This is a genomic window from Enterococcus sp. 3C7_DIV0644, from assembly GCF_002141235.1.
Lineage (GTDB): Bacteria > Bacillota > Bacilli > Lactobacillales > Enterococcaceae > Enterococcus_D > Enterococcus_D entomosocium.
Window position 1 is genome coordinate 3,315,031 of record NZ_NGLK01000001.1, and the last position, 13,354, is coordinate 3,328,384.

Here is a 13,354-nt window from a genome sequence, read left to right on the forward strand (position 1 = left end):
AAAAAACAGCAGGAAGGGACGAAAAATCAGTGATTACGATTCGACCGGCAATAGCTGCAGATCAAGCGTTTTGGTTTTCTTTGGATACTCACTTACCAAAGGAAGTCTTCGCCAAAAAGATAATGGAAAAAACTGCTTATGTGATAGTTGCAGACGAACAGCCAGTAGGGTTACTGCGCTACAATTTTTTCTGGGACACGATTCCTTTTTGTACCATGTTAGTGATCGCAGAAGCGCATCAAGGCAAGGGACTTGGGAAACGGTTGGTTACTTATTGGGAACAACAGCAAAAAGCAGCCGGCCATGCTCTTTGTTTGACTTCCACGCAAGTCGACGAGCAGGCACAGCATTTCTATCGCAACCTTGGTTACCAAGATGCCGGTGGGTTACTTTTGACAAGTCCTGGATTTGAACAGCCGATGGAATTATTTCTTATCAAACAGTTGTGATGTTTTTGCTAGCTTGTGGTACATTGATAGGAGAATGAGAAAATAGGAGCGTTTACTATGTCTTTTTTTGGAAAAATCGATTTCAATGAGTTATCAGAGACCGATCGTGCGATTTATCATTATATGTCGAGCCAAAGTGATAAGATTCCTTACATGCGTGTCCGGGAGATCGCGCTTGAATCCCACACCTCAGCTTCTTCTGTTATGCGCTTTATCCGTAAATTAGGGTATGAGAGCTTTACAGAATTTCGTACCCAGTTCAAAGCACCTGAGTTAGATGCTGTCAGTTTTTTTAGCAGTATGACCGTTTTGGATCCGGAACGCTTCCCGCGAGACGTCGAAGGAAAAATCCGGCGAATCGCTGAACGAATGCTGGAATGTGAGAATATTATTTTTTATGGCATCGGTGCGTCAGGTTCAATGTGTGAATATGCTGCCCGCCGTTTTGCCACGATCGGATTTAACAGTTATGCTTTGGTGGATAATACCTATCCAATCTTTGCGAAGCTGAAACATACTTCAGACAATATGATCGTGGTCCTTTCAATCACCGGAACGACCACCGAGATCATTGAAGTGGTCAATGGCTTTCGTAATAATCCTGACTTCACCACTGTAGCAATCACCAGTGACGCCAACAGCACACTGGGGCGAATGTCCGATTATGTCTTAGACTATTCAGTTGATGTGAAACGCATCAACAAGTATGAAGATTTGACGACGCAAATTCCTTGCCTTTTCTTAGTCGAAGCGTTGTCGGAGACGGTTCGTCAGTTTTCTTTATCCGCAGGGGAATAAGCTACATTTTTCCTTTAATAAATGAAAAAAACAAACAGGTTTAATGGATCAAGAGACTTTTCTTTTGATAACTTTTGGACCTGTTTTTTTTGCATTTTAGCAAGCTAATTACGGTTCAGTCTTGTTGATAGAAAATGAGAGGGACGCCTGACATGAAGCGTCGATTCAAGGTGTCGAGGATTAAAGGAATAACGTAATTTAAGATCATTGAGCTTTTTGTTGTATAAAAGGGAGATGGCAAGTTTCTAAAATAGTTGCAACAATAACATATGAATGAAACGTATGTTTTTTTTAACTTCATGCAGGATATTCATCGATCGAGGAATATCGTGAATTTTATTCTAAGTAGAACATCGATATAATTAGTATGACATGTTTGAAAACCATGGTTTTTGAGATATCAAGTACGACTACGATCAAGATAGAATGAATTCCATATAAACAGTACTATTTAGGCTTTTGTAAAGAGATTGGCTTTAATAAAATAACACGTCTCAAAAACGATCGTTTTCGAAATGAACAACTCACAAGGAGGAGGGAGAATGGATATCAACGGTGCATCTATTAGAGGAAGGGCTTTGAAAGTATGTTTGGTCTTATTGTTCGCTTTCGGGTTTACAAGAACGAGTTTTGGCGAGGAGAGACGTTCAACGGAAACGGAGGGGACAGTGGGGTTTACCGGGATTTATGAGCCTTTGGATCAACCAGAACCATCTCCACCAACCGGTCCTGTTCCGCGTCCACCGCAAGACACGGGTAAACCCGGCGGGCAGCTGCCCCAGACAAACTTCATTCAACGGTTGGATTGGGTGATTCTTGGAAGTCTCTTGCTGATCACCGCACTTAACATATACGTAGTAAAACAACTTATCAAAAAAGGGAAATCAACATTCCCTAAGTGGGGCTAGATCCCATGGGGAAAATAAGAGAAATGACATTTAGGAGTGAATGCGATGAACTCATTTTTTCGCAAAAAAAATAAGTGGTTGCTGGTTCTACTTGCCTTACTCCCACTGATTACAACATTAACAATCATGAATGCCGAGACGATTTTTTCGTGGACACCAGAGGAAGAACACGAGGAGAAGGCCGACGATGAAGTGAGTGGAGAAATCTCCTTTGCGGAGGAACTGATCCAAGGAGAGGTCGAGCACGTAATAGATTTTATTTTCTACTCAGAAGTTGCCCTCGAAACGGTGGACATCGCGTTGCCTCAGGAAATAATCATTGATCAGGAAGCTTTGAACGATGAACTAACGGTGGTAGCAACAGACCACGAAGGTGTGTGGCAGCTGAACAGCGAGACCCCACAAACGACTTTTGTCTTACCGATTCTTGTGGATACGATCGGAGAATATGAGATCATCGTTGCCGAGACTGCTACGCAGCGCCTGCTGATCTTAGATCATACGGATGCCGAAGACACTGATTCGACGGAAGAAGAGAATGACTCTGCGGAAGTAGATCAAGCAGATGAGGCTGCGGATGAAGTAGGAAGAGAGGCAGAAGTAGATGATAGAAGTGATACTACAGCTAAAATTCGAATTGAGCGAGCAGATTTCTTAGATCATTTTGATTTGCAAGGACACCCTATCGATGCTACTTATAACGAGCAAACAGGAGAAGTGCTGTTAACGCCCAATCTATCAGATCACGTTGGTAATGTTACTTTAAAAGAAAGGCTCAGTTTGGATCGTCCATTTACGCTAAAAGGCAAAGCAAATATCGGAACGAGATTAGACGGAGCCGATGGCATTGCTTTTGGCTTTCACAATTCGGCTACAGATGAAGTCGGGTATCCAGGAAATGCGTTTGGTATTGGCGGTTTGATCGATGGCTTTGGGTTTAAATTGGACAATAATTATAACACTACACCTAGTGTTTTTGAAGAATTCACGAATCGATTTGAGGTGATTAGAGATCCAATGTCTGTTGGCGGTGCGCCATTCGCTGGATTCATCTATCATACAGGTCCGCGAACGATGGCGACCTATACCGGCAATGATGCATTACCGCAAAGAGCTGGAAATCGCTTGGGACATGATTTGGATGTACTTATTCAATATCAGCCGGATGAAAATGGGAGATGGTTTCAAGTCGATTATGACAATCGGACATGGCGTAGAGATATTAGTGATTGGCAACCTGAGGATGTTTCTGCGATGGCTTTTCTTATTACTGGAAGTACAGGTGCAAGGAGTGATCGCCATACCTTTACTTTTGATTGGATGGAATATCACATTGGTACTGGAACCGTCCATGTAAACTATCTGGATCGAGAGACAGGGGAGGATATTCTACCAACTGAAACATTAGAACTACCATTACGTTTCCTTCATACCCTTGACCCCAAGAACCGAGAGAGCACCGAGAGAGCGATGAACCCTATCAGTTAGGGTATGACTATTACGGGGTTGAGTATGTCACAGAACACTTTGACCCAGGTACATTTGCTATTATGCCGCAGCCTTTCCATCAGAATGTTACTTTTTTATTTGATCGCGTGCCATCGAACATCAAGATCAATCACATAGATGAAGAAGGGGTAGCATTGAGGGAACCAACCTATCAAGGAGAATTCGTAAATGAATCGGTCGATATCCTTCCTGAGGAGATTCCTTATTACCAATATCTTTACGAGCGGGACGGTCAGCCGCTGGAAACAAGAGTCACCCGAGATGAACAAGAATACTGGCTGGTTTATGGTTTGGAAAGTACTCCGCAACCAGTAGACCCTCTTGATCCGGATACGCAAGTAAATCCTGAGAATCCGCCTGAGATTGATGCAGAACAAGGGTTTGTCAGCTTGGATTTTGTTTCCCAATTCCAGTTTGGGACAGTTGGCATTCGGTCAGAAACGACGACCTACGATGCCCTGCCGCAGAAACTGCTTCAGCCGGCTGATCCAAATGATAATCTACGCCCTAATTATGTGCAGGTTTCAGATCGGAGGCGGGAAAATTCCGGTTGGACCCTCCGTGCAACCTTACGAGAGCCTTTTGAAAGTGATGAAGGGCATCAACTGACTGGTGCTAGAATTTTATTAGACAATATCGATGTAGTAACGACTCGAGAAAACGTGTCTGAGCCACCTACTCACAAACAGCAAGCAGCACTGACTGTTGGAAATGCGGAGATAATCGCACAAGCAGGTGCCAACCAAGGCAGAGGCACTTGGGTCCAGCGCTTTGGCGATCGAGAAACAATGGATCAAAGTGTCAAACTTGAGGTGCCAATTAGTGCGACTCCTCAAGCCACGAGATATTCAGCAACCATTCTTTGGGAACTTTCATTTGTTCCTTAACAATAAACAAAAAGAAGCTGCAGCGATTTGCAGCTTCTTTTTGTTAGCATCGGAGAAGACACAATGTCGGATGTATCAGGGGATTTGGTGTTATCCATTATTTATGGTACACCTTGTACCATGATGAAGATTTTTCCTTTTTGCCATGAGTTGCACCAAAGTATGAAGATCGTCTTTTTTTGAAAACGTTTTTAATTATACTGAATGAAAGGAATCGGCAACATGTTGCTTCTGCTAAGAAGGAGCAAATGCCGCAAGTTCGATAAGCAAAAGAAGAGAGCCTAATGATTGGAGAGAATAATAGTGCAAACCGTAAAACTAAAAGAACTGATTGACCAAATGACTGTAGCTGAAAAAGTGGGCCAGTTGGTCCAACTGACGCCAGATTTTTTTGCGCAAGGAGGAGAAATCACCGGTCCGATGCAACAATGGCACATGAGTGAAGACCAATTATTTTCGATTGGTTCTGTGTTGGGCACTCATACTGCGGAACAAGTGTATGCCATCCAAACGTCTTATCTTCAGAAAAGTCGCTTAAAGATTCCTCTTGTTTTTATGGCAGATGTTATCCATGGGTATGAAACGATTTTCCCAATTCCACTGGCCTTAGCATCTTCCTTTGATGCGCAGTTAGTGGAAGAGGTTGCTAAAGCTTCAGCAAAAGAAGCGGCAGAAGCTGGTGTCCATGTCACGTTTTCACCGATGGCGGATCATGTTAAAGACGCGCGCTGGGGGAGGGTCTTGGAAAGTAATGGGGAAGATCCGACCTTATCTGCGGTGTTGACGGCTGCTTATGTACGAGGGTATCAAGGAACTGCTTCCCTTGCAGAAAATAAACAGCGAATTGCTGCTTGTGTCAAACACTTTATCGGCTATGGCGCTGCAGAAGGCGGCCGGGATTACCATACTGTCGATTTGTCTGATCTGGAGCTCTACCAAAATTATCTGCCCGCGTTTCAGGCGGCGATTGAAGCTGGTGCAGAATTGGTCATGACTTCTTTTAATACGATCCATGGTGTGCCGGCCACAGCCAATCAACCATTGTTGCAGGAAGTATTGCGAGAAAAGCTTGGGTTTGATGGCTTGATCATCTCAGATTGGGCAGCGGTGGCGGAATTGATGGCGCATCGTGTAGCTGCTGATCGAAAGGAAGCCGCACAGAAAGCTTTTACTGCAGGTGTCGAAATGGATATGATGAGTGATTGCTATTTGAACGCACTAGAGCAAATCATTCAGGCAGATCCTGCTATGAAAGAGCAGTTGAATAAGGCGGTTTTTCATGTGCTACATTTAAAGAACAAGCTAGGCCTTTTTGAAGACCCTTATAGAGGGTTAGCACCGGAAAACTTAACGCCTAGACTCCTAAAGGAAACCCGTCTTCTTTCACGAGAAGCAGCAAAGCAAACAACGGTTCTTCTGAAAAACCAGGCACTGTTGCCTTTGCAGAAAAAACAAAAGGTCGCGCTGATCGGTCCCAAAGCAGATTCAAAGGATCTTTTGGGGGCTTGGTCGTGGATCGGCAAACCAGAGGCTGCGGTCTCCTTAGCGGAAGGTCTTTCTCAAAAAGAAATTGACTTAACTGTCTTACCGTACCCTGATGGGGAAATGTTGACGAGCGCCTTTCTTGATGAGGCGTGTAAAGTCGCTAAAGGAGCTGAGGTCGTTTTATTGGCTCTGGGGGAAACCAGCGAGGAAGCGGGAGAAGCGGCAAGTCTGACCAAACTTTCTTTATCAAGAAAGCAAGAAGCATTGATTGAAGCAGTAAGTCAGGTCAATCCTAGGATCGCAACGATTCTTTTCTGTGGCAGACCACTGGTTTTGACCGCCATCGAGCCTCTTTGTCAAGCAATCATGATTGCCTGGTTCCCTGGATCAGAAGGCGGTAATGCATTGGCAGATTTGTTGATGGGCGAATCTGAACCGCAAGGACGTTTAGCTATGAGTTTTCCAAGGGCAGAAGGACAGTTGCCGTTGACTTATGCTCAACTCTCTACAGGTCGGCCACTGACAGAAGAGAATAGTGATCAAAAATATATTTCGCGCTATATGGATGAAAAAAATGAGCCGTTGTTTTCTTTTGGCTCGGGGATAGGCTATAGTAAATGCACGATTACCCACACCCAAATCATTATTCCTCAGGAAAAGGGTGCGCCATTTGAGATCAGTTGCACACTGAAAAATGAGGGCGATGTGCCGCATACAACGACATTGCAACTCTATAGCAGAGACGATGTTACGGAAGTAGCACGACCGATGAGGGAATTGAAACAATGGCAAAAAATCCATCTTGCTGCAGCCGAAGAAAGGCAGCATTCATTCTATGTTACACCAGAGGATTTTGCTTATGTTCATTCCGATTTCTCGACAGAAAGTGATCCTGGTACGATTTCCTTATACCTTGGCTTTGCTGCTGCCTCAGCGAAGTTGATTGGTACGCTCACGATTTAAAAGCCTTTCGAGGCTTTTTTTTTCGGGTACAACTTGTACCAAAGTGGCACAGGTTTCAAGGTGCTGGTACATGCGCCAACTAGTCCTAGAACCATTGTGGGTGAAAACGTTTTTATATATAGTTGGTTTATCGGATGGCCAACCTTAGAGTGGTCGTTGATTTTTTCAGAAAAATAAAAACGTTTTTATTTTTGGGAAGAATCCTTCAGGAGGGGAGAATCATTTGACAAATCGAATCACGATTCGGGAAGTGGCAAAGGAGGCAAACGTGTCGATTGCGACCGTGTCTAAAGCATTAAACGGTGTCGATGTTGTTCGGCCCGCAACGAAAGAACGTGTGATGGCCGCCGCGCAGCGGTTGCATTATGTCCCAAATTTGATGGGCAAACAATTAAAAAACACGAAAACCAAGATGCTTGGTTTTTACACCACCAGCATTAAGGGCCCCTACTTTAGCGTACTAGTTGAAGCCATTGCCAGAGAGGCAGAAAAACATGGGTATGCAGTCAACGTGTTTTTATCTGCAGATAAGCGCGTTGTCCTCAATAGTATTTTAGGTGGTGTTGTTGATGGCATTATTGGATTTGAAGATTTTTTAACGAAGCAGGATTTGGCTGCGATGGAACGAGAACAAATCAAAGCCGTCTTTATCGATCGAAACATTCAAGAGAAGAACTTCGGCAGTGTAGTCTTTGATTCTTTCGAAAAAGGGAAAGCAGCCACCGAGTATCTTTTGTCACTTGGCCACAAAAAAATTGCCTTTATCAGTGGTATTACTGGTGTTTATGATAGTGATGAGCGTTTAAGAGGGTATTTAGAAGCATTAAATGAGGCAGGGGTTTCTAAACGGTCGGACTATCAATTGCAGGGGTTCTTTGAAGAAGAACGAACGAGAGTCCGCGTGCAACAGTTTTTGCTAGAGCAGAAAGATTTACCCACAGCGTTTCTGGCGGGAAATGATCTTAGTGCGATAGGAACGGTCAAGGCGATCCATGAGACCAAGTGGCGGGTGCCGGATGATTTCAGCGTAATTGGCTTTGATGGCATCGATCTCTTGGACTATTTCATGCCTCGGTTGACGACTGTGAAAAATCCAATCCAATTGCAAGGGGTCACGGCAGTAAACCACTTGATCGAAATGATTGAGGAAAATGCATGTGGTGTCTCCTACGTTTTACCAGGAGAATTGAGTATTAAGCAATCGACAAAACAAGTAAATGAATAATGAGGGTGAAGCAATGTTTATTGGAATTGATGTTGGAGGAACGGCTATCAAATATGGTGTGATTTTGAGAACGGGTGAAATTGTGAAGAAAGGACAGATGCCAACCATTCATGAAAAAGAAAAATTTTTGCAATCCATCACAGCATTGATCGAATCGCTGCAGCAAGATGCAGTGATCGAAGGTGTCGGTATTAGCGCACCGGGCATCATCCAAAAAGATGGCACGATGATCACGGCAGGATCAATCAAACCGCTTTATGGAATCAACCTAAAGTTGGAATTAGAGAAACGTGTCAAGCTGCCAGTCCTTGTTGAAAATGATGCCAATGCTGCAGCGATTGCTGAAAAATGGCTTGGGCATGCACAGGCTTGTGAGAACTATCTTTGTCTTGTTGTGGGAACTGGTATTGGTGGCGGGATCATCGTCAACAATCAGCTCTATCGAGGCAGTCATGGCATGGCAGGTGAATTTGGGTGGATGCTGATCGACACATTGCCTGAACAGGGAAATCTAGAGTCAGTTTCCTTGAATCAACGAGCAGCCATCGTGGGTGGTCTTTGCCATCAGTATCAACTGGCACTTCAGCAACAAGGGCGAAGTGATCTGCCTCAAGATGCAGTCGAGATCTTCCAGAGAGGAGAACAAGGAGAAGTAGTAGCGAACCAAGTGATTGCTCAATTTTTCCAAGATTTATCAGTGGGCTTACTGAATTTGATCAGTACATTTGATCCCGAGCTGATTTTGGTTGGTGGTGGGGTCAGTGAAAATGATGGTTTCATGACAAGGCTTGAAGAGACCATGAGCCAGCTAAAAGCTCGCCATGAAAGTATTGGTTATTTAGAAGGTCGCACGATTGCACCGATTCAACGAGCAAAATTAAAAAATGATGCTGGTATGATTGGTGCGGTCTATCAATTGATGAACCAATAAAGGAAAGCATGTATTTCCTTTGGGTGAAAAAGTAAGCGTTTTAGAAAGGGTGGAAAAATGGAATCAAAAGGTGTCATACTAAAAGCAACCCCACAGAAAAGGTCATTTTTGCAAAAACTAAAAAGCCAAAGCTTTTATCAAGCGATGGTTTGGCCAGGTATTATCTTGATGATTATTTTTAATTTTATCCCATTGTATGGGATCGTTATCGCGTTTAAAGATTACTCAGTTCTTGATTCGATCGCAAATGCGGAGTGGGTCGGTACTCAATATTTTCAAGAATTTTTTAGTGATTCAATGTTTTGGACGGTGATGAGTAATACATTGGGCATCAGCTTTTTTAAACTACTGATTGGCTTTCCAGCGGCGATTGGTTTAGCGGTATTGATCAATGAAATCGTTCATGTGCGCTTGAAGAAGGTCGTTCAAACGGTGTCTTATTTGCCGCACTTTCTTTCTTGGGTCATCTTAGGTGGCATGTTTATTACGTGGTTGTCTGATACCGGTCTGGTCAATAATTTACTGTTAGGTTTTGGGTTGATCGATGAACCGATCCGCTTCTTGACCGATCCCGAAAAATATTGGGCGATTGCAGTCATTTCCGATATTTGGAAAGAAGTTGGCTGGAATACGATTTTATACATCGCTGCTATGACGGGGATCAATCCAGCTCTTTATGAAGCAGCTAGAATGGATGGCGCCACGAAGTTCCAGCAGATCACGCGGATCACGATTCCTTCGATCCGTCATATTATCGCCTTGACATTTGTTTTGTCAGTGGGTGGGTTATTGGGTTCAAACCTCGATCAGACACTCGTCTTACAAAACCCTGTCAATTATCAGTCCAGTGAAGTCATTAATTCATTTGTCTATAAAATGGGGATCCAACAAGGAGACTTCTCCTATGCGACCGCCGTTGGCCTGTTTGTGTCGGTTGTTTCTTTGATCCTCGTAGTAGGAAGTCATCTTTTGACCAAAAAAATCAGTGATGAATCAGTCTTTTAGAGGAGGAAAAGTATGAAACAAACATTTTCAAAAGATGAGAAGATCTTCAATACCGCCAATGTGATTTTCATGGTATTCTTTTTAGCCATCATTGCGTTGCCATTATGGAATATCGTCGCTTTGTCGTTCAATGATGCAACCGATGCCGCAAGAGGGGGGATCTATTTCTGGCCACGGGAATTTTCACTAGAAAGTTACTACACCGTTTTTGAAGATTCTGCGATCTATAAAGCTTTTGTTATCTCAGTTGCAAAAACAGTGATTGGCGTTGTTTTGCATACGGCATTAACGGCGATGGTCGCCTATGGGATGAGTCGCAGAAACTTAATGGGACGGAAAATCTACATGAACATGGGGATTTTAACGATGTTCGTTTCCGGAGGAATGATCCCAACCTTTCTCTTATTCAAAGAATTAGGATTGTTAAATAATTTTTGGGTTTACATCATTCCTGTCTTATTTTCTTTTTACGATATGGTGATTTTGATGAATTTTTTCCGGAGCATTCCATTTTCGCTGGAAGAATCTGCCATGATGGATGGCGCCAATCCTTTTATTATTTTCGTGAAAATCATTTTGCCATTGTCCCTTCCAGTTTTGGCAACCATTGCATTATTCCACGGCGTCTTTCAGTGGAACGACTACATGACCGCCAATATCTATGTGGATGATCGTAGTTTATATCCTTTACAAATGCTACTATTTCGGATCGTTTCGGAAAATCTATCGCCCGCAGTGGCGACCGGAACCAATGTTGTCAGAAATACAACTTCACAGTCATTGCAATTAGCAACCATGGTGGTAACGACGGTTCCTGTCGTCGTGATCTACCCATTTTTACAAAAGTACTTTATTCAAGGGATGACTCTTGGATCAGTAAAAGAATAGACAAAAGGAGAGAAAAAAATGAAAGCAAGCAAATTATTTTTAGGGATCGGTCTCGTATGTACATCAGTCATGGTATTAAGTGCCTGTGGTAATTCCAGCAGCGAGTCAAAAGGAGCTGCTGAGGTAGAAGATCTGCCAGAAGCTCGCTTTGAAGCAGACAAAGATACACCAAGCTGGCAAAAAGACACCGACCATGAAGCTACCTTAAAATGGTATGTCAATTTTGATTGGTATGCTCAGCCGGGGTGGGGCAAAGACACTGTGACGCGAAAAATCAAAGAAGACATGAATATCAATGTCGAATTTATTTCAGGAAATGACGAGAACCTTAATACGATGCTAGCTGGTGGCGATCTTCCAGATATCATGACCTTCGATAAAAACCTGTCTGCTGCAAATGAAGCGACAAAATTTGCCTTGCCATTGAATCTTTTGGCAGAAAAATATGACCCTTACTTCTTAGAACATGCAGCGAAACCGGAATCTGTTCAATGGTTTACTTTAGAAGATGGCAACATTTATGGATACCCGAGCTTTTCCACGACTGCACAAGATTATGAGGACGGCAATGTAGTGGGAGACCAAGTTTTCATTGTCCGCAAAGATATTTACGAAGCGTTAGGTGAACCCGATATGTCGACGCCAGAAGGATTTTTAGATGCGTTAAAACGGGCAAAAGAAGCATTTCCGACAGCAGATGATGGTGCAGCTCTAGTCCCATTTGCTTCGACTGCACTAGATATTTCCAATGGTGGGGATGGCGCCTATGGTGGTACTTTGCAAGACTTTCTCAGTATCGCACCAAGTGTAGACGGTCAATTCAATGATCGTGACGCTGATGAGGAGTACATCACTTGGATCGAGACATTTAGAAAAGCGTACAATGAGGGATACATCAACAATGACCAGTTTTCAGACAATGACAACACGATGAAGGAAAAACTAGGACAAGGGCGTTATTTTGCTTACCTGCATACGAATACGAAGGGACTCAATGAGTTTATGTCCGATAATAATGCCCGTAATCCTGAGCAAACCTATATTGCCGTCGATGGTCCGAAAAATTCGAATGGCGATGATTCCACTTTTACTGGCGGAAATATTGGTGGATGGACACAAACCTTCATCACGACGTCGACAAAAGAACCCCAAAAAGCCATGGAACTTTTGACGTATTTAGCAAGTGAGTATGGCACGATGGTCACTACCTTTGGTATCGAAGGGGAAACATACAATCTTGTGGATGGCGTGGTTGAGTACTCAGAAGAAACAGAAGCGTTACGAAATTCTGATATTGCTCGCTTTGATAAGGAAATTGGTTTAGGTTCTTATTGGTTTGTTGGCAATGACAATTACGCCATTCAAATGGGACAAAAACCAGCAACATCGATTCGGCAGATGGTGGAATGGTCGCAAGACAAATTGGCGCCGCGTTTTGAGATCGAAGACATTGATCCTCGCACCGGTTCTGAAGCAAGAAACCTCACTTCCATCAACACAGCAAGAGTGCAAGCGTTGGTCAACTTTATTCAAGCAGACTCGGAAGAAGCGGGCCGTCAGATTTGGGAAGACTACCTAAAAGAACGAGAAAACAATGGATGGTCAGCAATCGTTGATTACCGAAATGAGAAAATCGCTGAAAATATTGAAAAATTAAACTAAAGGTGTGTGAGTGTGATGTTTGCTTTAGAGAGTCGTTTTTATCGTCTTTGCGAAATCGTTTTTCGTATGCTGGTATTGAATCTCTTGTTTTTAGTGGTATCGTTTCCGATCATCACGTTTCCAGCCGCTTTGCGAGCAGTGGTCGATGCTTACGAACATCCTGAAGCAAAACTGCTAAAACCCTTTTTGAAAAATAGCAAAAGCGCGTTATTGAAGACTCTGCCACTAGGGGTCTTCAATCTCTTCTCATTTTTATGCGGACTCAGCTTGTGGCGTTCTGCTACTTTGACGAATTCATTGTTTTTCTCTTTTTTGACCATCATTTTTCTTACTTTTTTGTTGTCTTACAACATTAACCTGTATGTGATGCAATCAAAAATGCAAGATCGGCAAAACTTGTTTGACCTTTTTCGTAGTAGTTTTTTCTTTACGATGATGCACTACCATAAAGGGATCGGAATCTTAGTCCTAGCAGCGATCGGCTATTTCTTCACATGGCAATCAGCACCAGGTATCTTCTATCTATTTTGTCTGTCTGGGCCCTTGTATTTCTATCAAAAAGTGTTGCATCTAAAAAGAGTGGATCAATCTTGATTCACTCTTTTTTTGTTGCTTGTATTCACCACTAGCAAGGAAGTAAACAG

The 13,354-nt window shown here is 43.1% G+C and carries 10 protein-coding genes and 1 pseudogene; all 11 read left to right on the forward strand.

All coding sequences use genetic code 11. From position 1 onward, the window contains the following. Positions 1-29: 29 nt before the first annotated feature. The 11 genes and pseudogenes from A5877_RS15700 to A5877_RS15750 all read left to right on the forward strand — a co-directional run bounded on the left by A5877_RS15700 (position 30) and on the right by A5877_RS15750 (position 13,304). Positions 30-449 carry a GNAT family N-acetyltransferase gene (locus A5877_RS15700; protein ID WP_005236549.1) on the forward strand — a complete coding sequence of 140 codons (420 nt, stop codon included), beginning with the start codon at positions 30-32 and terminating at the stop codon, positions 447-449. 57 nt (positions 450-506) lie between these two features. Further along, positions 507-1,247: a MurR/RpiR family transcriptional regulator gene (locus A5877_RS15705; protein WP_086299555.1), complete on the forward strand. Its 741-nt coding sequence runs from the start codon at positions 507-509 to the stop codon at positions 1,245-1,247. A 542-nt stretch (positions 1,248-1,789) separates the two neighbouring features. Beyond that, positions 1,790-2,155, forward strand: coding sequence for a hypothetical protein (locus A5877_RS15710; RefSeq protein WP_008381556.1), 366 nt, complete (start codon positions 1,790-1,792; stop codon positions 2,153-2,155). A gap of 45 nt (positions 2,156-2,200) precedes the next feature. After that, a pseudogene (locus A5877_RS17480) lies at positions 2,201-4,551 on the forward strand (WxL domain-containing protein). Positions 4,552-4,854: 303 nt separating this feature from the next. Continuing rightward, entirely contained in the window at positions 4,855-6,999 is a 2,145-nt protein-coding gene (locus A5877_RS15720; protein ID WP_086299553.1) for a glycoside hydrolase family 3 N-terminal domain-containing protein, read from the forward strand. A 223-nt stretch (positions 7,000-7,222) separates the two neighbouring features. Continuing rightward, a complete protein-coding gene (locus A5877_RS15725; protein ID WP_042890402.1) occupies positions 7,223-8,224 on the forward strand; it encodes a LacI family DNA-binding transcriptional regulator in 1,002 nt (333 codons plus the stop codon). 13 nt (positions 8,225-8,237) lie between these two features. After that, complete coding sequence (locus A5877_RS15730; RefSeq protein ID WP_176273492.1) at positions 8,238-9,155, forward strand: ROK family protein; 918 nt, start codon at positions 8,238-8,240, stop codon at positions 9,153-9,155. 57 nt (positions 9,156-9,212) lie between these two features. Further along, positions 9,213-10,160, forward strand: a complete 948-nt coding sequence (locus A5877_RS15735) for a sugar ABC transporter permease (RefSeq protein ID WP_086317229.1) — start codon at positions 9,213-9,215, stop codon at positions 10,158-10,160. Between the two features lie 12 nt (positions 10,161-10,172). Continuing rightward, positions 10,173-11,048, forward strand: a complete 876-nt coding sequence (locus A5877_RS15740) for a carbohydrate ABC transporter permease (RefSeq protein WP_005236529.1) — start codon at positions 10,173-10,175, stop codon at positions 11,046-11,048. Positions 11,049-11,066: 18 nt separating this feature from the next. After that, positions 11,067-12,710 (forward strand): ABC transporter, encoded by a 1,644-nt coding sequence (locus A5877_RS15745; protein WP_086317231.1) that lies wholly within the window; start codon positions 11,067-11,069, stop codon positions 12,708-12,710. 15 nt (positions 12,711-12,725) lie between these two features. Further along, entirely contained in the window at positions 12,726-13,304 is a 579-nt protein-coding gene (locus tag A5877_RS15750) for a hypothetical protein (RefSeq protein WP_008381551.1), read from the forward strand. The last annotated feature ends 50 nt before the right edge of the window (positions 13,305-13,354 follow it).

Bases quoted from the DNA above. Each gene is read 5' to 3' on its own strand.
- A5877_RS15710 (WP_008381556.1), top strand. From the start codon at position 1,790: ATGGATATCAACGGTGCATCTATTAGAGGAAGGGCTTTGAAAGTATGT.
- A5877_RS15730 (WP_176273492.1), top strand. From the start codon at position 8,238: ATGTTTATTGGAATTGATGTTGGAGGAACGGCTATCAAATATGGTGTG.
- A5877_RS15745 (WP_086317231.1), top strand. From the start codon at position 11,067: ATGAAAGCAAGCAAATTATTTTTAGGGATCGGTCTCGTATGTACATCA.
- A5877_RS15735 (WP_086317229.1), top strand. From the start codon at position 9,213: ATGGAATCAAAAGGTGTCATACTAAAAGCAACCCCACAGAAAAGGTCA.
- A5877_RS15750 (WP_008381551.1), top strand. From the start codon at position 12,726: ATGTTTGCTTTAGAGAGTCGTTTTTATCGTCTTTGCGAAATCGTTTTT.
- A5877_RS15705 (WP_086299555.1), top strand. From the start codon at position 507: ATGTCTTTTTTTGGAAAAATCGATTTCAATGAGTTATCAGAGACCGAT.
- A5877_RS15740 (WP_005236529.1), top strand. From the start codon at position 10,173: ATGAAACAAACATTTTCAAAAGATGAGAAGATCTTCAATACCGCCAAT.